The sequence below is a fragment of the Streptococcus mitis genome, assembly GCF_023110375.1.
Taxonomy (GTDB): Bacteria; Bacillota; Bacilli; order Lactobacillales; family Streptococcaceae; genus Streptococcus; species Streptococcus mitis_CI.
This window is the reverse complement of the sequence record NZ_JALDVV010000008.1, coordinates 1-21,106: the sequence shown is the minus strand read 5'-3', so window position 1 is coordinate 21,106 and position 21,106 is coordinate 1. Positions and strand designations below refer to the sequence as shown.

At 41.8% G+C, this 21,106-nt stretch carries 17 protein-coding genes; 16 read left to right on the top strand and 1 reads right to left on the bottom strand.

Annotation, left to right across the window (positions count from 1 at the left end; genetic code table 11):
* The first annotated feature begins 11 nt into the window (after positions 1-11).
* The 16 genes from ruvB (at position 12) to M1G12_RS06240 (ending at position 16,860) form a co-directional block, all read left to right on the top strand.
* Positions 12-1,010 carry a Holliday junction branch migration DNA helicase RuvB gene (gene ruvB / locus M1G12_RS06315; protein WP_282186115.1) on the top strand — a complete coding sequence of 333 codons (999 nt, stop codon included), beginning with the start codon at positions 12-14 and terminating at the stop codon, positions 1,008-1,010.
* Positions 991-1,563, top strand: coding sequence for a nucleotidyltransferase family protein (locus M1G12_RS06310; RefSeq protein WP_247949587.1), 573 nt, complete (start codon positions 991-993; stop codon positions 1,561-1,563). The genes ruvB and M1G12_RS06310 overlap by 20 nt, the downstream gene beginning before the upstream one ends.
* 231 nt (positions 1,564-1,794) lie before the next feature.
* The gene (locus M1G12_RS06305; protein WP_247949586.1) at positions 1,795-2,553 is read left to right on the top strand and encodes an isoprenyl transferase; all 759 of its coding nucleotides are present in this window, start codon (positions 1,795-1,797) and stop codon (positions 2,551-2,553) included.
* Positions 2,554-2,561: 8 nt separating this feature from the next.
* Positions 2,562-3,365: a phosphatidate cytidylyltransferase gene (locus M1G12_RS06300; protein ID WP_141230590.1), complete on the top strand. Its 804-nt coding sequence runs from the start codon at positions 2,562-2,564 to the stop codon at positions 3,363-3,365.
* Between the two features lie 21 nt (positions 3,366-3,386).
* A complete protein-coding gene (gene rseP, locus M1G12_RS06295) occupies positions 3,387-4,646 on the top strand; it encodes an RIP metalloprotease RseP (RefSeq protein ID WP_247949585.1) in 1,260 nt (419 codons plus the stop codon).
* Between the two features lie 12 nt (positions 4,647-4,658).
* Positions 4,659-6,512 (top strand): proline--tRNA ligase, encoded by a 1,854-nt coding sequence (locus tag M1G12_RS06290; RefSeq protein WP_084947822.1) that lies wholly within the window; start codon positions 4,659-4,661, stop codon positions 6,510-6,512.
* A 98-nt stretch (positions 6,513-6,610) separates the two neighbouring features.
* Positions 6,611-7,990: a glycoside hydrolase family 1 protein gene (gene bglA / locus M1G12_RS06285; RefSeq protein WP_247949584.1), complete on the top strand. Its 1,380-nt coding sequence runs from the start codon at positions 6,611-6,613 to the stop codon at positions 7,988-7,990.
* 191 nt (positions 7,991-8,181) lie between these two features.
* Positions 8,182-9,990 (top strand): glutamine--fructose-6-phosphate transaminase (isomerizing), encoded by a 1,809-nt coding sequence (glmS, locus tag M1G12_RS06280; RefSeq protein WP_247949583.1) that lies wholly within the window; start codon positions 8,182-8,184, stop codon positions 9,988-9,990.
* Positions 9,991-10,108: 118 nt separating this feature from the next.
* Entirely contained in the window at positions 10,109-11,158 is a 1,050-nt protein-coding gene (locus M1G12_RS06275; protein WP_247949582.1) for an LLM class flavin-dependent oxidoreductase, read from the top strand.
* Positions 11,159-11,378: 220 nt separating this feature from the next.
* Entirely contained in the window at positions 11,379-12,386 is a 1,008-nt protein-coding gene (locus M1G12_RS06270) for a uroporphyrinogen decarboxylase family protein (protein WP_247949581.1), read from the top strand.
* Positions 12,387-12,395: 9 nt separating this feature from the next.
* Positions 12,396-12,599: a hypothetical protein gene (locus tag M1G12_RS06265; protein WP_084954324.1), complete on the top strand. Its 204-nt coding sequence runs from the start codon at positions 12,396-12,398 to the stop codon at positions 12,597-12,599.
* 2 nt (positions 12,600-12,601) lie between these two features.
* A complete protein-coding gene (locus M1G12_RS06260) occupies positions 12,602-13,600 on the top strand; it encodes a uroporphyrinogen decarboxylase family protein (protein WP_084954325.1) in 999 nt (332 codons plus the stop codon).
* Positions 13,601-13,611: 11 nt separating this feature from the next.
* Positions 13,612-14,490 (top strand): transporter substrate-binding domain-containing protein, encoded by an 879-nt coding sequence (locus M1G12_RS06255; protein ID WP_247949580.1) that lies wholly within the window; start codon positions 13,612-13,614, stop codon positions 14,488-14,490.
* A 177-nt stretch (positions 14,491-14,667) separates the two neighbouring features.
* A complete protein-coding gene (locus M1G12_RS06250; protein WP_004256697.1) occupies positions 14,668-15,360 on the top strand; it encodes an amino acid ABC transporter permease in 693 nt (230 codons plus the stop codon).
* A gap of 3 nt (positions 15,361-15,363) precedes the next feature.
* Positions 15,364-16,086, top strand: a complete 723-nt coding sequence (locus M1G12_RS06245) for an amino acid ABC transporter permease (protein ID WP_049516113.1) — start codon at positions 15,364-15,366, stop codon at positions 16,084-16,086.
* 9 nt (positions 16,087-16,095) lie between these two features.
* A complete protein-coding gene (locus M1G12_RS06240; protein ID WP_247949579.1) occupies positions 16,096-16,860 on the top strand; it encodes an amino acid ABC transporter ATP-binding protein in 765 nt (254 codons plus the stop codon).
* Positions 16,861-16,935: 75 nt separating this feature from the next.
* On the opposite strand, the gene M1G12_RS06235 is transcribed toward M1G12_RS06240, so the two are convergent.
* Positions 16,936-20,847, bottom strand: coding sequence for a pullulanase (locus M1G12_RS06235; RefSeq protein WP_247949578.1), 3,912 nt, complete (start codon positions 20,845-20,847; stop codon positions 16,936-16,938).
* Between the last annotated feature and the right edge of the window lie 259 nt (positions 20,848-21,106).

The window sequence follows — 21,106 nt, the reverse complement described above, 5'->3', positions numbered from 1 at the left end:
ATAATAGAGCCATGAGTAGAATTTTAGATAATGAGATAATGGGGGACGAGGAGTTAGTAGAACGCACGCTCCGTCCTCAGTATTTACGTGAATATATTGGGCAGGATAAGGTCAAGGACCAGCTTCAAATCTTTATAGAAGCTGCCAAAATGCGGGATGAAGCGCTGGATCATGTGCTTTTATTTGGCCCTCCAGGCTTGGGAAAAACGACCATGGCTTTTGTTATTGCCAATGAACTAGGTGTCAATCTCAAGCAGACTTCGGGTCCAGTCATTGAAAAAGCCGGTGATTTGGTAGCGATTTTGAATGACTTAGAGCCTGGGGATGTTCTCTTTATTGATGAGATTCATCGTTTGCCAATGTCAGTGGAAGAGGTGCTTTATAGTGCCATGGAGGACTTCTACATTGATATCATGATTGGGGCTGGTGAAGGCAGTCGCAGTGTTCATTTGGAGTTGCCACCTTTCACTTTGATTGGTGCGACGACTCGGGCTGGTATGCTCTCAAATCCGCTACGGGCACGTTTTGGAATTACAGGTCACATGGAGTATTATGCCCATGCTGACTTGACGGAAATTGTTGAGCGGACGGCAGATATTTTTGAGATGGAAATCACTCATGAGGCAGCATCTGAATTAGCCCTACGTAGTCGTGGAACCCCTCGTATTGCCAATCGTCTCCTCAAACGCGTGCGCGATTTTGCCCAGATTATAGGGAATGGGGTTATCGATGATCTTATTACTGATAAGGCTTTAACCATGCTGGATGTTGACCATGAAGGCTTGGACTATGTGGACCAGAAAATCCTTCGCACCATGATTGAGATGTATGGCGGCGGTCCTGTCGGTCTAGGAACTCTTTCTGTGAATATCGCTGAAGAGCGTGAGACGGTTGAGGATATGTACGAACCTTACCTAATCCAGAAAGGCTTTATCATGCGAACTCGTTCAGGACGAGTTGCGACCGCTAAGGCTTACGAACATTTAGGGTATGAATACAATGAAAAATGAGCAAGAAATTCTAGATGCATTTAGAGAAAATCCGGATATGATGGCTATTCTGACGATCATACGAGACCTTGACTTAAAAGACTCATGGTTGGCAGCGGGTTCGGTACGAAATTTCATCTGGAATCTCTTGTCAGACAGACCAGCTTTTGACTGTGAAACAGATGTAGATGTGATTTTCTTTGATCCAGATATTTCTTATGAGGGAACCTTATCCCTAGAGAAAAAGTTGAGAGAGGACTTTCCTCAGTACCAGTGGGAATTGAAAAATCAGATCTATATGCACCAGCACAGTCCTCATACTGCGCCCTATACCAGCTCTCGTGATGCTATGAGTAAGTATCCAGAACGGTGTACGGCGGTTGGGCTCCGTTTGAATGAAGACTCCGATTTAGAATTCTTTACTCCTTATGGAGTCGAGGATATTTTGAATTTTCAAGTTCGCCCAACTCCTCATTTTTTAGAAAATGAAGATCGAATGCAGCTCTATCAAATACGTCTATCCAAGAAAAATTGGCAGGAGAAATGGAAAAATTTGATTTTTAAAAATACTTAAGGAAACTTTAAGCTAGGGAGTGTATACTAAATTCATAAGTTAAGAAGACCTTAACTTAAACTCCTAAAACTTTTTCATAATAATCTCCCTATAAAAAATTGAGTCGCCCAATCAGGCGGCTTATTTTTTTGAAAACTGAGCCTGGTGCCTGAGAATAAATAGCTTAGTGATAGAAGAAAATAGGGAAATATGGTATAATGAAACGATAGATTTTTGAATAGGAATAAGATCATGTTTGGATTTTTTAAGAAAGATAAGGCTGTGGAAGTAGAAGTTCCGACACAGGTTCCTGCTCATATCGGCATCATCATGGATGGTAATGGCCGTTGGGCTAAGAAACGTATGCAACCGCGAGTTTTTGGACACAAGGCGGGCATGGAAGCATTGCAAACTGTGACCAAGGCAGCCAACAAACTGGGCGTCAAGGTTATTACGGTTTATGCTTTTTCTACGGAAAACTGGACCCGTCCCGATCAGGAAGTCAAGTTTATCATGAACTTGCCAGTAGAGTTTTATGACAATTATGTCCCTGAATTGCATGTGAATAATGTTAAGATTCAAATGATTGGGGAAACAGACCGCCTGCCTAAGCAAACCTTTGAAGCTCTGACCAAGGCTGAGGAATTGACTAAGAACAACACAGGTTTGATACTTAATTTTGCCCTTAACTATGGTGGACGTGCTGAGATTACACAGGCGCTTAAGTTGATTTCCCAGGATGTTTTAGATGCCAAAATCAACCCAGGTGACATCACAGAGGAATTGATTGGCAACTATCTCTTTACCCAGCATTTGCCTAAGGACTTACGAGACCCAGACTTGATTATCCGTACTAGTGGAGAATTGCGTTTGAGTAATTTCCTTCCATGGCAGGGGGCATATAGTGAACTCTATTTTACAGATACCTTGTGGCCTGATTTTGACGAAGTAGCCTTGCAGGAAGCCATTCTTGCCTACAATCGTCGACAACGCCGATTTGGAGGAGTTTAGGAGGAAATATGACACAAGATTTACAGAAAAGAACCTTGTTTGCAGGGATTGCACTGGCTATTTTCCTACCGATTTTAATGATTGGGGGACTCTTGCTGCAGATAGCAATTGGAATCATAGCCATGCTAGCCATGCATGAACTTTTGAAGATGAGAGGTCTAGAGACCATGACTATGGAAGGACTCTTGACCCTCTTTGCAACCTTTGCTTTGACCATTCCCTTGGAGAATTATCTGACTTTTTTACCAGTTGATGGGAATGTGGTTGCCTATAGTGTTTTGATTTCAATCATGTTAGGAACGACTGTTTTTAGCAAGTCTTATACGATTGAGGATGCTGTTTTCCCGCTTGCTATGAGTTTCTACGTGGGCTTTGGTTTTAATGCTCTATTAGATGCTAGAATTGCAGGGTTAGACAAGGCACTATTAGCCTTATGTATCGTCTGGGCGACAGACAGTGGTGCCTATCTTATAGGAATGAACTATGGTAAACGAAAATTAGCTCCGACAGTTTCTCCAAATAAAACCTTTGAGGGTGCCTTGGGTGGTATTTTAGGTGCTATTTTAGTAACCATCATCTTTATGATGTTTGATAGGACAGTTGCTCTTCCGTATGGAATTTACAAGATGTCAGTCTTTGCTATTTTCTTTAGCATTGCTGGACAATTTGGTGATTTACTAGAAAGTTCGATTAAGCGTCACTTTGGTGTCAAGGATTCTGGGAAATTTATTCCTGGACATGGTGGTGTTTTGGATCGCTTTGATAGTATGCTACTTGTATTTCCAATTATGCACTTATTTGGACTCTTTTAATCAAAAGACGGAGGAAATACTATGCTCGGAATTTTAACCTTTATTCTGGTTTTTGGGATTATTGTAGTGGTGCACGAGTTCGGACACTTCTACTTTGCCAAGAAATCAGGGATTCTAGTGCGTGAATTTGCCATTGGCATGGGACCCAAGATCTTTGCTCATATTGGCAAGGATGGAACGGCCTATACTATTCGAATCTTGCCTCTGGGAGGCTACGTTCGCATGGCCGGTTGGGGTGATGATACAACTGAAATTAAGACAGGAACTCCTGTCAGTTTGACTCTTACTGATGATGGTAAGGTTAAACGCATCAATCTATCAGGTAAAAAATTAGATCAAACGGCCCTCCCTATGCAGGTGACCCAGTTTGACTTTGAAGACAAGCTCTTTATCAGGGGCTTGGTTCTGGAAGAAGAAAAAACATTTGCAGTAGATCACGATGCAACGGTTGTGGAAGCAGATGGAACTGAGGTTCGAATTGCACCTTTAGATGTTCAATATCAAAATGCAACTATCTGGGGGAAACTCATTACTAACTTTGCAGGCCCTATGAATAACTTTATCTTAGGTGTCGTTGTTTTCTGGATTTTAATCTTTATGCAGGGTGGTGTCAGAGATGTCGATACCAACCAGTTCCATGTCATGCCCCAAGGGGCCTTGGCTAAGGTGGGAGTACCAGAAACGGCACAGATTACCAAGATTGGTTCACATGAGGTTAGCAACTGGGAAAGTTTGATTCAGGCTGTGGAATCAGAAACCAAAGATAAGACGGCCCCGACCTTGGATGTGACTATTTCTGAAAAGGGGAGTGACAAACAAGTCACTGTTACCCCAGAAGAAAGTCAAGGCCGTTACCTTCTAGGTGTTCAACCGGGGATTAAGTCAGATTTTCTATCTATGTTTGTAGGTGGTTTTACAACTGCTGCTGACTCGGCCCTCCGAATTCTCTCAGAACTGAAAAATCTGATTTTCCAACCGGATTTGAACAAGCTAGGTGGACCTGTTGCCATCTTTAAGGCAAGTAGTGATGCTGCTAAAAATGGAATTGAGAATGTCTTGTACTTCTTGGCAGTGATTTCCATCAATATCGGGATTTTTAATCTTATTCCGATTCCAGCCCTGGATGGTGGTAAGATTGTGCTCAATATCCTGGAAGCCATTCGCCGCAAACCATTGAAACAAGAAATTGAAACCTATGTCACCTTGGCCGGAGTGGTCATCATGGTTGTCTTGATGATTGCTGTGACCTGGAATGACATCATGCGACTCTTTTTTAGATAATCGAGGAATATTATGAAACAAAGTAAAATGCCTATCCCAACGCTTCGCGAAATGCCAAGCGATGCTCAAGTTATCAGCCATGCTCTTATGTTGCGAGCTGGTTATGTTCGTCAAGTTTCAGCAGGTGTTTATTCTTACCTACCACTTGCCAACCGTGTGATTGAAAAAGCTAAAAATATCATGCGCCAAGAATTCGACAAGATTGGTGCCGTTGAGATGTTGGCTCCTGCCCTTCTCAGTGCAGAATTGTGGCGCGAATCAGGTCGTTACGAAACTTATGGTGAGGATCTTTACAAACTAAAAAACCGTGAAAAATCAGACTTTATCCTAGGTCCAACTCACGAAGAAACCTTTACAGCTATTGTCCGTGATTCTGTTAAGTCTTACAAGCAATTGCCACTTAACCTTTACCAAATCCAACCTAAGTATCGTGATGAAAAACGCCCACGTAATGGACTTCTCCGTACACGTGAGTTTATCATGAAGGATGCTTACAGTTTCCACGCTAACTATGATAGCTTGGACAGTGTTTACGATGAGTACAAGGCTGCTTATGAGCGTATTTTCACTCGTAGTGGTTTAGACTTCAAGGCTATCATTGGTGACGGTGGAGCCATGGGTGGTAAGGATAGCCAAGAATTTATGGCCATTACACCTGCTCGTACAGACCTTGACCGCTGGGTTGTCTTGGACAAGTCAGTTGCCTCATTTGATGAAATTCCTGCAGAAGTGCAAGAAGAAATCAAGGCAGAATTGCTTAAATGGATGGTTTCTGGTGAGGATACCATTGCTTACTCAAGTGAGTCTAGCTATGCGGCTAACTTGGAAATGGCAACAAACGAGTACAAACCAAGCAACCGTGTTGTCGCTGAAGAAGAAGTAACTCGTGTTGCAACGCCAGATGTTAAATCAATCGATGAAGTTGCAGCCTTCCTCAATGTTCCAGAAGAACAAACAATTAAAACCCTCTTCTACATGGCAGATGGTGAGCTTGTTGTAGCCCTTCTAGTTGGAAATGACCAACTCAATGAAGTTAAGTTGAAAAACCACTTGGGAGCAGATTTCTTTGACGTTGCAAGTGAAGAAGAAGTGGCAAATGTTGTTCAAGCAGGATTTGGTTCACTTGGCCCAGTTGCTTTGCCAGAGAATATTAAAATTATTGCAGATCGTAAAGTGCAAGATGTTCGCAATGCAGTTGTCGGTGCTAACGAAGATGGCTACCACTTGACTGGTGTGAACCCAGGTCGTGATTTTACTGCAGAATATGTGGATATCCGTGAAGTTCGTGAGGGTGAAATTTCTCCAGACGGACAAGGTGTCCTTAACTTTGCGCGTGGTATCGAAATTGGTCACATCTTCAAACTCGGTACTCGCTATTCGGCAAGCATGGGGGCAGATGTTTTGGATGAAAATGGTCGTGCTGTGCCAATTATCATGGGATGTTATGGTATTGGTGTCAGCCGTCTCCTTTCAGCAGTGATGGAGCAACACGCTCGCCTCTTTGTTAACAAAACGCCAAAAGGTGAATACCGTTATGCTTGGGGAATCAACTTCCCTAAAGAATTGGCACCATTTGATGTGCACTTGATTACTGTCAATGTCAAGGATGAAGAAGCGCAAGCCTTGACAGAAAAGCTTGAAGCAAGCTTGATGGGAGCTGGTTACGAAGTCTTGACAGATGACCGTAACGAACGTGTCGGAGTCAAATTCAGTGATAGCGACTTGATTGGATTGCCAATCCGTATCACTGTTGGGAAGAAAGCGGCCGATGGCATCGTAGAAGTTAAGATTAAAGCGACTGGTGATACTATCGAAGTTCATGCAGATAACGTGCTTGAAACGCTTGAAATTCTCAGCAAGAAATAAAAACTATAATCAGAAGAAAAACAAGGAAAAAATGTAACTAGTTTTTACCTTGTTTTTTCTGTATAATGGGAAAAATGAGTAGATAAAGAGGTAAATGTATGCTAAGATTTCCAAAGGATTTTGTCTGGGGATCCTCTACTTCTGGACCACAAACAGAAGGACGTGTAGCTGGTGACGGTAAGGGAGATAATCTCTGGGATTATTGGTACCAAGTGGAGCCAAATCGTTACTATAATGGGATTGGTCCAGATAAAACATCAACCTTTTATGAAAACTGGGAAAAGGATATTGAGCTACTGTTAGAGACTGGTCATACGGCCTTTCGGACTTCTATTCAGTGGTCACGGATTTTTCCACAAGGCTGTGGAAAAGTCAATGCTCAAGGTGTGGATTTCTATCGTAAGGTTTTTGAGGCTATTAAGGCTAAGGGGATTCGTCTTTTAGTCAATCTTTATCATTTTGATTTGCCTTTTGCCCTTCAAGAGGATGGTGATGGTTGGGAAAATAAGGCGACTGTTTCAGCCTATGAAGACTATGCTCGTTTTTGTTTTGAGATTTATGGAGATTTAGTGGATCAATGGATTACCTTTAACGAGCCAATAGTTCCAGTAGAATTTGGCTATTTTTACGATGCCCATTATCCACATAAGGTGGATGCAGAGGCAGCCGTTAAAGTAGCTTATCATACACAATTGGCCAGCAGTCGGGCGGTTAAGGCTTGTCATGAACTTTTGCCAGATTCCAAGATTGGGATTGTCTTAAACTTGACACCGGCTTATCCACGTAGCCAGCATCCTGCTGATGTCAAGGCTGCTAATATTGCGGACCTTTTTCAGGCCCAATCTTTCTTAGATCCGTCTGTTTTGGGGCCTTATCCACAGGAGTTGGTAGAAATCTTACATGAATACGGTCTCTTGCCTGATGCTACAGAGGAGGAGTTGGATATCATTCGTGACAATACTGTGGACTTCCTTGGTGTCAACTACTATCAACCTTTGCGTGTTATGGCTCCTCGATTTGCGAAGCATCCAGAGAGTCCTCTTTTGCCAGAACATTTTTATGAGCCTTATGTGATGCCTGGACGTAAAATCAATCCTCATCGTGGCTGGGAGATTTATGAGCAAGGGATTTATGACATTGCCCAAAATATCAAGGAAAATTATGGTAATATCGAGTGGATGTTGACAGAGAATGGTATGGGTGTTGAAGGGGAAGAAAAATTCCGTGAGAATGGAATGATTCAAGATGATTACCGTATTGACTTTGTAAAAGGTCATCTTCGCGAACTTCACCGTGCCATTGAAGACGGAGCCAATTGTAAGGGCTACTTGATTTGGACCTTTATCGATTGCTGGTCATGGCTCAATAGCTATAAAAATCGCTATGGCTTGGTCGAATTAGACTTGGAAACGCAAGAACGTCGTCTGAAGAAATCAGGGCACTGGTTCAAGGAATTAAGCGATAATAATGGATTTTAAAAAGGACTCTGACTGATTATCCTAATTGGTCAGAGTCTTTTGCTAACAGGAGCGTAATTTGAACTATACCAATTTTTACTCTTGACAAGTGAAAGAAACAAGTATATACTGTTTTTGCTGATTCTATAAAAGAGGAATTAGACTATACCAATTTTAAGGAGAAAGCACAGCTGGTCTGTGTCGTATATACTATGTGTGGAATTGTTGGTGTTGTTGGAAACACAAATGCAACTGATATTTTGATTCAAGGGCTTGAAAAGCTCGAATACCGTGGCTATGATTCTGCGGGGATTTTTGTCCTAGGTGGTGCTGAAAACCACTTGGTGAAGGCTGTTGGTCGTATCGCAGAATTGTCTGCTAAGACAGCTGGTGTTGAGGGGACAACGGGTATCGGACATACTCGTTGGGCTACTCACGGAAAACCAACGGAAGACAATGCTCACCCACATCGCTCTGAGACTGAACGTTTTGTTTTGGTGCACAATGGGGTCATTGAGAACTACCTTGAAATCAAGGAAGAATACCTTGCAGGTCACCACTTTAAGGGGCAAACAGATACTGAAATCGCTGTTCACTTGATTGGAAAATTTGCGGAAGAAGAAGGTCTCTCTGTTCTTGAAGCCTTCAAAAAAGCTCTTCACATCATCCGTGGTTCTTATGCTTTTGCCTTGGTTGACTCACAAGATCCTGAAGTCATCTACGTAGCTAAAAATAAATCACCACTCTTGATTGGTCTTGGTGAAGGTTATAACATGGTATGCTCAGATGCTATGGCTATGATTCGTGAAACCAACCAATACATGGAAATTCATGACCAAGAGTTGGTAATCGTCAAGGCTGACAGTGTGGAAGTTCAAGACTATGATGGAAATCGTCGTGAGCGTGCTAGCTACACTGCTGAACTTGACTTGTCAGATATCGGTAAGGGAACTTACCCTTACTACATGCTTAAAGAAATTGATGAGCAACCAACGGTTATGCGTAAACTCATCCAAGCCTACACAGATGAGGCTGGTCAAGTAGTGGTAGATCCAGCTATCATTAAGGCCGTTCAAGACGCAGACCGTATCTACATTCTTGCAGCTGGAACATCTTACCACGCAGGATTTGCTTCTAAGAAGATGTTGGAAGAATTGACAGATACACCAGTTGAACTTGGAATCTCATCTGAGTGGGGCTATGGTATGCCACTTCTCAGCAAGAAACCACTCTTCATCTTTATCAGCCAGTCTGGTGAAACAGCGGATAGCCGTCAGGTTTTGGTTAAGGCTAATGAAATGGGAATTCCAAGCTTGACAGTGACAAATGTTCAAGGTTCAACTCTTTCTCGTGAAGCCAACCATACCATGCTCCTTCACGCAGGACCTGAAATTGCCGTGGCATCAACTAAAGCCTATACAGCGCAAATCGCAGCCCTTGCCTTCCTTGCAAAAGCAGTCGGAGAAGCAAATGGCAATGCCAAAGCGCAAGCCTTTGATTTGGTGCATGAGTTGTCAATCGTAGCTCAGTCTATCGAATCAACTCTTTCAGAGAAAGAAACCATTGATGCCAAGGTTCGTGATCTTCTCGAAACAACTCGCAACGCCTTTTATATCGGACGTGGTCAAGATTACTATGTAGCCATGGAAGCAAGTCTAAAACTTAAAGAGATTTCTTATATCCAGTGTGAAGGCTTTGCGGCAGGAGAACTCAAGCACGGAACTATTGCCTTGATTGAAGAAGGAACGCCTGTTTTGGCTCTCTTGTCAGATCCAGTTCTTGCCAACCACACTCGTGGAAATATCCAAGAGGTGGCAGCCCGTGGTGCTAAGGTTCTCACTATTGCAGAAGAGAATGTTGCCAAAGATACAGATGATATCGTCCTTACGACCGTTCACCCTTACCTTTCACCAATTTCAATGGTCGTACCGACGCAATTGGTCGCTTACTTTGCAACACTCCACCGTGGCCTTGATGTGGATAAACCACGTAACCTTGCCAAGTCAGTAACGGTAGAATAAGCTAAAAAAGTCTAGTTATCTAGGCTTTTTCTTGTGAGCAAATCGGTTGCTTGTACTCAAGATTCGTGTTAGAATAATTTTTCAAAATGAAGGACCGAAATAGACAAGGAGAATCGCAATGGTAGAATTGGGAATTTCAACATTTGGGGAAACAACGGAGCTTGAAGGGACTGGGCAAACTTACAGTCATGCCGAACGTATTCGCCAGTTGGTGGCGGAGATTGAACTGGCTGATAAGGTTGGTTTGGATGTATATGGGATTGGTGAGCACCATCGAGCAGATTTTTCAGTATCAGCTCCAGAGATTGTCCTGGCAGCTGGGGCAGTCAATACCAAGAAGATTCGTTTGACTAGTGCAGTCAGTATTCTCTCGAGTATGGATCCGATTCGATTGTTCCAACAATATGCTACTATCGATGCTTTGTCAAATGGGCGAGCGGAGATTATGGCTGGAAGGGGTTCTTTCACGGAATCTTTTCCCTTGTTTGGATATGATTTGAAAGACTACGAAGCCCTTTTTGATGAGAAAATAGACTTGCTTCAGTTAGTCAATGAAAAGACCAAGTTAGACTGGCAAGGTCGCTTGACCCAAACAATCTCTGGCAAAGAAGTCTATCCTCGTCCAGTTCAGGAAAAATTACCCTTGTGGATAGCGACAGGTGGTCATGTCGAATCAACAGTGAAGATTGCTCAGGCAGGCCTACCGATTGTCTATGCCATTATTGGTGGTAACCCTCGTTATTTTAAAAAGTTGATTCAGGCTTATCGTGAGATTGGGAGCGAAGCGGGTTATGCCAGTCAGGAACTAAAGGTTGGGGCCCATTCTTGGGGTTGGATTGTTGAAGATGGCAAGCAGGCTGTAAAAGATTATTTCCATCCGACCAAGCAAGTGGTGGATGCTATTTCCAAAGACCGTCCACACTGGCAGGAGTTGACCTATGAACAATATTTGGAGCAGGTAGGGCCAAATGGTGCTATGTTTGTGGGCAATCCAGATCAGGTGGCCGAAAAATTGATTCGCATGATTGAGGATTTAGGATTGGACCGCTTTATGTTGCACCTACCTCTTGGTTCTATGCCTCATGAACAAGTCCTGAGAGCTATTGAACTTTTCGGAACGCAAGTGGCTCCAAAAGTACGGGATTATTTTGCCATGAAAGAGGCTTAATAAAAAATCCTAATCAGGCTGATAAAAAATCTATATAACAACTATTTTAAAAAAGCAATAAACAGAAAAGAATCTCTGAAAAGCTAGTAGAATCAAGCTTTTCAGAGATTTTTTTCTCTACTGATATAAACAATCCCAATCAAGTCGATAGTCAATATATATTGGGAAAAGGTCAAAAGGAGTGGTAAGATGGTTTCAATCCAAATGGAAGGAGAAAAGTATGACAAGTAAAAGAGAGCTAGTTTTTAAAGCCATCCGAGGAGAAGAGGTGGAACGAGTTCCTGTAGGTTTTTGGTTTCATTTTGTAACACTGGAGGAAAAAGGTCAAGGTTTAAATAACCCACGTATCTTTCAAAAAAGTGTAGAGGGACATCGGAAGTACGTTGAAAGAATTCATCCTGATTTTGTCAAAATGATGAGTGACGGCTTTTTCATTTATCCAAGTAATGTCTACAGTCCTTTGGTTTCAAGTATTCAGGAGCTGGCTTCTATTGAGTCGATTGGTGAAAACCATCCTTGGATTCAGCAACAAGTAGAAGTGGTACAAGCTATTCGAGCGACCTTCACTGAGGACATTGCATCATTTTACAATATTTTTTCTCCGATTTCCTACCTGAAAAGGTGGTTTCGTACAGAAACTTCTAGAGGTGATAAGGAGGTTGCTAATCTATTACTCGAAAATCCAGAGCTATTCAGGGAGATTTTAGACGTGATAGCAGAGGATATCGCTATCCTAACTAAAAAAATCATTCAGGATGGTGGAGCAGATGGAATCTATCTCAGTACACAAGAAATTCAGGATGAGCGCATCACAGCAGAATTGTATCAGACCTATATTGAGCCAAGCAACATAAAGGTTTTAGAAGCTGCCAATCAGGTAGGTGGGGTAAATATCCTGCATATCTGCGGTTTCCAAGGTGCCAGTAACAATGTGACTATTTTCAAAGATTATCCAGCCCAGGTTTTCAATTGGGCAACCCACCATGAAGCAGTTAGTTTACCTCAAGGTCAGGTGCTATTTCATGGCAAAGCGGTCTTGGGTGGTTTTGAAAATGGGAAGCAGAGCCTGCTTTATGGAGGTAGAAAGGCTGCACTACAAGAGGAAACCAAACGCTTGTTGGCTGAAGCTGGGACTAGAGGAGTCCTTCTTGGAGCGGATTGCACGGTTCCAGATGACTTTGAATTAGAAAGATTGGACTGGATTCGTCAGGCTGCTATTTTAGAATAGGAGGGCCTTATGAAAAGAAAAAAGTGGCTATTTGTAGGGACGGCCCTCGGCTTTGTCATCTTACTTGCGATCAGTCTTACAAAGGGACTTACTTGTAAGGAAGGGCCAAGATGTCATGGGATTCAGGATTTTCAGAAGAGAAGTCTTCCCTTTATTCAAACCAATGATATTGCCAGTGTTTTATTAGTCGAAAAAGAAAGAAATGGAGAATAGAGATGTCAGAAAAAAGAGAATGGGTTTTAAAAGCATTTAGAGGAGAAGCGGTCGATCGTGTACCTGTAGGTTTTTGGCACCATTTTACATCAGAAGAGGAATGGTTAAAGGGATTTTCCAATCCTGTGATTATTGAAAAGAACATACAAGGTCACAAACGTTTTATCCGTGACCTACATCCAGACTTTATCAAGTTGATGAGTGATGGCTATTTTGCTTATCCAAATCTAGTTATTGCCAAAGGAAAGTCACTCCAAGAGCTGTCGGAGATTCAACCTCTGGGTGAAGATCATCCATGGATTAGAGAGCAGGTAGAATTAGTGAAGAAGATTAAGCAGGAGTTTACGGAAGATATTGTTGCTATTTACAATATTTTTGCGCCTGTTACCTACCTCAAATGGTTACTTGGAGAAGTGTCTGGTGGAGATGATCTCATTGCAGATTTCTTGGTCCAAAATCCTCAGAAATTGAAAAAAGTACTTGATGTGATTGCGCAAGATATCGCTAGCTTGAGTCAAGCTATTATTAAAGATGCAGGAGCAGACGGTATTTATCTCAGTGTGCAAAGTATTCAGGATACGCGTGTTTCTGCTGAAGCCTATCAGGAGATTATTGCGCCGAGTGAACTGACTGTTTTAAATGCAGCTAAGTCGGTTGGTGGGGTAAATATCCTTCATATCTGTGGCTATGAAGGAGCTCGAAACGATATTCATATCTTTGCCGACTATCCAGCTCATGTTTTTAACTGGGCAGTTGGACCAGAAGGTATCAGCCTAAAAGAAGGTCGTGAGATTTTCAAGGGTCGTGCTGTTTTGGGAGGATTTGAAAATGGAAAAGAGGGACTTCTTTATCGAGGCAGTAAGGAAGAAATTCAAGCAGAAACCAAACGATTGGTAGAAGAAACAGGAAAAGAGGGCTTCATACTTGGAGCAGATTGTACCATTCCAAGCGATATTGCAGTGGAACGTATCCAGTGGGTGAGAGAGGCATTAGATAAATAAAGGAGAAGAATATGAGTAAGAAAACATGGATTATTGGTGGAGTTGCAGTTGTGGCAGTTCTTGGAGCAACGATTGTTGGTAGAACTTTGGCGGGAGCATCTGCTAAAGGTGCAGATGCAGTTTCATCTGGACAAGTAACAACTTTAAAAGTTGCCCATACTCAAAACTATGTCCCTTATGATTTTATTGACGAAAAAGGGGGATCAGATGGTTATGAAGTCGCTGTTTTAAAGGCGGTTGATGAGAAATTAGCAGATTATAAATTTGAGTATACTGGAACTAGTGATGATGATCTCTTGATTGGACTTGAGTCTGGCAAGTACGATATTGGAACTAAAGGTGCTTGGTATACAGATGAACGGGCTAAGAAATTTATTATTCCATCTGAGCCAGTAGGAGCCAGCATTATTGGTTTTACTGTTAGAAAAGAAGATGAAGCCAAATATAAGAATATTGATGATTTTGCCAAAAATAAAGGGAAATTAGTACCCATCTCTCCTCAAAATGCCCAGTGGAATGTCATCAATAGTTATAACGAGAAGCATAAGGATACACCAATTGAGTTGACAGCTGCTGAATCCTTCAAGGTGGCAGATGCTTATGCTTGGGTTTTAGAAGGACGATATGATGCCTTCTTTGATATCAAGTTATCTTTTGAAAAAGCAGTGACAGCAGAGGATGGCTCTTACCACCAATATGCGGACAAACTTAGCTGGTTCCCTTATAAAGGAATCCCAACCTATCCATTGATTCACCGTGATGAAAAGGGCGAGAAGTTTGCTAAAGAGTATGAAAAAGCTATTAAAGAATTAAAAGAAGACGGTACTTTAGCTAAGCTTTCTCAAAAATACTTTAAAGAAGACGTCTTTAGCTACGTTGATAAAGATTAGATGAACAATCAGGAATGTTATACTCTTCGAAAATCTCTTCAAACCGCGTCAACGACGCCTTGCCGTAGGTATGGTTACTGACTTCGTCAGTTCTATCCACAACCTCAAAACACTGTTTTGAGCAACCTGTGGCTAGTTTGCTTTTTGATTTTCATTGAGTATTAGAAAGAGGTTTATATGGTTTCATATGATTTTTCAAGAGTGTTCCAATTTTTACCAACCTTATGGCAGGCTCTTCCGATGACCTTGTCCATTCTCTTTTTTACTACAATCCTCGGTTCCCTTTTCGGTGGCTTATTGGCTTGGGCTCAAGTGGGAGAAGATAAGACTTTTGCAGGTCTTTCCAAGGGCTATATTTTCACTCTTCGCTGTACTCCCCCCATTGTCTTACTGTTTTTAGTTTTTTATGGTTTACCTGAATTTTTAAAATGGTGGCTGAATTTAGACATCAACAACTGGTCTAAGACGGTTTTCGTCTTATTCACCATGGTCTTACTATTTGCGGCTATCATTGCAGAAGTATTTAAGGCGTCCTATCAGGCAATTCCCAAAGGTCAGATGGAGGCTGGAGTCAGTATTGGTCTGACCCCTAGTCAGACATTTTGGAGAATCATTTTTCCTCAGGCTTTTCAAGTGGCTCTTCCAAATATGACGACCGCTATTCTAAATTTGATGCGGGACGCTGCCCTAGCCTATACGATTGGTTTTGTGGATGTCATGGGGGCTGGGAATCTCTTAATCAGTCGCAATTTGGGGAATTACTCTCTTGAAACCTATACAGCGGTTGCCATTCTTTATTGGGGTGTAGCTTTGGCTGTTTCCTTCTTGAGTCGCTTGTTAGAAAAATCTTTGGAAACGAAAGGGAGATAGGATATGGATTTAGACTATATTGCAAAAACCTTTTTAGAGACCTTAAAAGGGGTACCGACCACTTTGATTATCATGATTGTAGCCATGGTCTTAAGTTTTCTACCAGCCTTGTTTTTAGCTCTGGGACAAATATATAAAGTCAAAGGTGTTCGAACTTTCTCGCTCGTGTATCTCGCTTTTATAAGAGCGACTCCTCCGATTTTGCTGATTCTTTTCTTCTATAGTTTGTTTCCGAGTTTGCTCAATCAATTTCTCAAAAGCATAGGAAGTGATGTTGACATCTTTAAACTCAATCCGATCTATTATGCTTTTATTATCTATAGCCTGATGACAACAGGTAGTTTATCAGAAATCTTACGTTCGGCTATTTTGACTGTGGATAAGGGACAATTAGAAGCTGCACAAGCGATTGGCTTAACCACTAGTCAAGCTTATGTGAGGATTATTTTTCCACAGGCCTTGCGATCAGCTCTGCCCAATCTGGCTAATCTAGTTATAAATATTGTAAAAGGAACCTCTTTGGTTTTTGTGATGACCATTAAGGATATTACAGCCATTGCCCGTGTTGAAGCGTCTTATGGTTATCAGTATTTTGAATCCTATTTTGTGATCTTTTTACAGTACATTCTTATTTGCGGATTGATTCAATGGGGCTTTTCAATTATAGAGAAACGCTATATTCGAAGAGAAAAGGGACAAGTAGTGCCCAGTACAGGTTTAGCATAGGAGGAGACAATGTTACAAGTAGAACATGTTGCAAAAAAATTTGGAGACAGACAAGTCCTAGAAGATGTTAATCTCAAGGTCAACCAAGGGGATGTGGTTGTAATATTGGGGCCATCTGGATCAGGTAAAACGACTTTTCTCAGATGTCTCAATCATTTAGAAAAGGCCGATAGTGGCTCTTTGAAGCTTGCTGATAAAGACTACGATCTTGGCAAATTGACCAAAAAAGATATTTTAGAAATTCGCCAGAAGACAGCCTTCGTTTTCCAACATTATAATTTATTTGCTAATAAGACCGCCTTGGAAAATATTTTAGAGGGCTTGACTATTGCTCGGAAAATTCCTAAGGAAGAAGCAACCAAACGTGCGGAAGCTGCCTTAGAAAAAGTTGGTTTACTAGCTTATAAAGATTATTATCCTTCTCAGCTTTCTGGAGGCCAGCAACAACGAATTGGCATTGCACGTGCCATCGCTGTGAAACCAGAGGTCATTTTATTAGATGAGCCGACATCGGCCTTGGATCCAGAGTTGGTAGGAGATGTTTTAGATGTTTTAAAACAGTTAGCTAAAGAAGGAGTTACTATGGTAGTAGTGACTCATGAGATGGGTTTTGCCAGAGATGTAGCCAACCATGTCATTTTTATGGATGGTGGGAAAATTGTTGAAGAAAATAATGCCCATGATTTCTTTAGTCGTCCAAAAGAAGAAAGAACCAAGCAATTTTTGGCACGAATACTCTCGGATGCGACCTATAGTGTGGAATATATGATTTGACAGATAGGATTATCAGGGCAAAAATTAATCCCCCGAGCTTTAATGCTTGGGGGATTGTTCTATAGGAGGGCTAGTTTAGTTCTCTTTTTTGTTTTTTAGTAAGAACCCGAGACCTAGAAGGGCAAGGAGACTAATTCCTGCAAACAGGAGTTTGTGATCGTTTTTGGTTCCTGTATTTGGAAGTTCAGCTTGTTTAGCTAGAGGCGCAGGTATATTTTCCTTGCTAGGGTTTTCTACTGATTCGTTTTGAACAGCTTCACTTACAGATGATACTCGTGCTTCTTGGGCTGGTTGTGTAGTTTGTGTAGTTTGTGAATCAGTTGTAGCTTGGCTAGGTTTATTTTCCGCATCAGCTACTTTGGCATCTGGTTTAGTAGAGTCAGCTTTAGTTTGTGGAGCTGGATCTTGCTGTTCGGGTTTGACTACTCGGTTTGACATATTGTCTTGGATATTATATTGCCCTTGTTCTTGTTCTTGTTTTAAGCTAGAAAGGTCAAATTCTGGTTTATCCTCCACAGCTGGGGCAACGATGGCACCGCCTTGAGAGACTCGAAGAACAGTAGCTGTAAGGGCATTTAATTTCAAGCCTTTTTCAGTCCATTCAAGCCCCTGAGGGTTGGCAATTCCGACTGGTCCTGCTTGGTTTTCATCTGCCAAAACTTCCGCATTTCTGAGGTGGGCAAAGGCGGTTCCCAAATTAAATTCGCGGGCTTTTTCGTCAGCATTGACAAAGACTGCGTAGATATCACCGTTTGGAGCAGTAATTTGGTAGCCAATTACCACATCCTCTTTTTCCACACCATTTTGGCCTGGAACAGTGATGAGGTGGACACGGTCTTTGATATCTTGGAGACTCTTGAGTCGGAAGGCATCTGTAGATTGACGAAGGGCAATCAAACCTTTCATATAGTCACGGCTCTTGACATTTTCAGGATATGCTTTTCCATCTGTAGCTTTAGTCCAGTCAAACTTGTTAATAGCATCACTCGAATCGTAAGAGTCATGGATGAAGTAAGGATAGTCAAATGGATTGCCATCCTTATCACGCAACAAGTGAGATTTGTTTGGAACCTTATCCTCCGCTACTGGAGTCTTGTAGGCTGGGTCACGGAATTGTTTGGTGCGACCATATTCCTGACCAGAGTGGATAAACGGAGTTCCTTGAGCTGTCAAGACCATGAGATTTCCAAGTCGCAAACGACGGTGAATTTCAGCATAGTTCTCAGCCTTGCTTGGATCTTTTTTGATAGACTGGGCGATGATGTCAAAGAGGGTCAAGTTATCATGGGCTGCGATGTATTGGATGACATCTCCAGGGCTGTCAGCTTCAAAGTTGGTTGGCTGAGCAATGAGATTTTTAAAGATGGTGTTGATATCACGCTTGCCACCTGTGATAAAGGCAGGTTGACCTTCGTTTGGATAACCAGACTTGAGGTTGTTACGGATGTCATCTGAAAAGACAGCGACAGTATCAGTATGTTTCATCCAATCTTGGTCAGCAGCTTTAGTAGGCATATTTTCATCACCAGCATAGGTTCTCCAACCTTCACCAAGCATGATGAGGTTTGGATTGAGGGCGCGTGCAGCCTTGTACGCTTCTTCGATAGAAGCTGCATCATGGTCTCCCATCATATCGAAGCGGAATCCATCCACTTTGTAGGTATCAACTAGATATTTGATAGAGTCAACTAGGAGTCGTTTGGTCATATGATGGGTTGTTCCCAAACGTCCACCACCAAAGCTAGTGCGAGGTGTCCCATCAGCATCCATAAAGTGGTAGTAGTTTGGTTCTAAATCTTCAAAGATATCGACTTTAGCTGTATGGTTATACACTACATCCAGGATAGCTCCCATGCCACGTTTGTGGATTTCGTTGATGAGGTTTTTAAATTCTGCGATTCGTTTTTCTGGATTTTTAGGATCGCTTGAATACATACCAGTCAAGGAGAAGTAGTTTTGAGGGTCATATCCCCAGTTGTAGTTGCTGTTGCTTGAAGCATAGTCAGACAAGCGTTCATGGTTTTTCAATTCATTGACAAAGTAGTAAGACAAGACGGGAAGGAGCTGGATGTGGGTTACACCCAAGTCTTTGAGGTAGTCTAGTTTTTCAATAAAGGCTTCAAAGGTACTAAATGGTTTGGTCAAGTCTTTTGCGATAGCGGGATCTGAAGTGAAGTCACGCACATGAGCTTCGTAGATAACGGCATCTTCACGAGTCTTGAAGTTGTGAATCTTACCATAAGTCAAGTCTTGAGGTCCTAGTTTGGCTGGATCTACAAAGGCGGCTTTAGCCACTTTATGGGAAGCGTCTGTTTTTGCAAGATCACTATTCCAAGCAGCGAGGGACTTAGCGTAAGGATCGAGTGCAAGAACAGTTTTACCTTGACGTTCAATTTGGTATTGATAATAGTAGCCAGTGAAATCTGTGATTCCTAATTTATTTGTGCTATCTAGAGTTTGTTTCCAAGTTCCTCTTTCCCCTTTTTCAAGAGCGACAGTTCCAACCACTTTTTCAGGGTCATTCTTGTCGTAGACAACGACAGAAACCTTATCAGCACTTGGTGACCAAAGGGTTAAATCAACCTGTTTTCCTTCTTCTTTTAAGTCAGCTCCAAGTTTGCCATCATAACTGTATGTCTCATCTTTAAGTCGCCAGCTTGTTTTGGTAGTGAATTGGTCGGAATTGTAGCTAACAGTATATGGATGTTTTGTGTCCGAGAAATCTCCGCTGTAGGTCACTTTCTTACCAGCTTCATCTATTGCAACATCAGTAATAGCTACTTTGTTTCCTAGGTGATTAGTGATGTTAGAGTGTTTGAGGATATCCTCTTTTTTAGCACCGACAAGTGTTGAAAAACTACTCTCAATGCTAGAAGTACCTACGTGTTGGGCTCCTGTCATGCGGATATCGTGCACATAGTAGGGGTTGGTGTAGATGGTTTCATCATCGTCTTTGAGGAAAATTTGGCTATGATTTTTTAAATCTGTGAACTTATAATCTTCTTTACGGATTTTCACATCGTCTCCTTGTTTGTTTCTGTCTAGTAATAAAAATCCAAGGTCTTTAGCTGCATCTTTGAGTGGAATATCGATATAGCGACCATATTTGCCTGTAGCCGTAAAGTCTGTTCCATTAGGCCATTCACCACTACTTGGCTCTTTCACATCTCCCCAGTACCAGAGAGACTTCTTGTCATAGTTGCCATCTGTGCGGTAGTAGTTGACACGAATAGTTCCTGCAGGCTGTGGTTCGTAAGAGAAAACCTTGTTATCTTGGTCCAACCAAGCCTCATTCATCTTTGGTGCCAGTTTTTCTACTGATTTATCGCCGGTTAGATTTTTCCCAGCTGTATTATTGATGAGGAAGCTAATTTTCTTGGCTTGTTCTCCCTTTAATTTGACATCTAGGTAGTAGCCATAGTCATCTTTTTTGGCATCCTTGAAGGACAAGGCTCCGTTCGGCCAATTTTCAGAAGGTTTTTCAACATCGTCCCAAGTCCATAGTCCTTGACTATCCTTGTTTTCTTCAGGGAGTTTTTTGACATGGATGCGGAAGTAGTTGTCTTCGATTGGCTCTTCTGTCTTAGTTTCAGTCGTTACTGGACTCGTAGAAGTAGTTGGTTCACTTGAACGATCTTGTCCGGTTTGTGGGGCTGAATCGGCGGGAGTTGCAGCAGGAGTAGTTGGCTCTGTTGCAGGTTTTTCTTCTGTTTTCTTTAGGGAAGCGTTTGCACTATCGGGTGAAGAAAAATCGCTTTCGTTCTTGCCAGCGATGTTTGTTGCATCAGTAAGAGGTTGAGTAAGGGAGGTCGTATTTCTGTTGCTGGGTTCGTTAGTGGTTGGTGTATTTTCGTTTGCTGAGATAGTTGGTGTAGCCATGGCAAGCAGAATAAGGCTTGCTCCAATAAGGACAGAACCAGTTCCATTTTTGAGGGAACGGATGCTGTAGACCATTTTTTTCTCAGTTTGAGATGGTATTTTTCTCATAATGATTCTCCAATCAATAAATTTCTATCATCAGTATAGCACTTAGTAAAACAATATGCAAGCGTTTTCCTAATGTTTAAGAGAAAATATAATGCTTCATTCTCTTGAAATTTTAAAATAATATATAGGAAAAGATTGTTTAAAAAATAGTAAAAAAACCTTGAAAAATTTAGCTAAATAGGGTATAATATGAGTAATCATTTGTCGTAGGTTTTGTCTGAAATATTGTCCAGACAAGGCTCACAGCAGTTAAATCTCC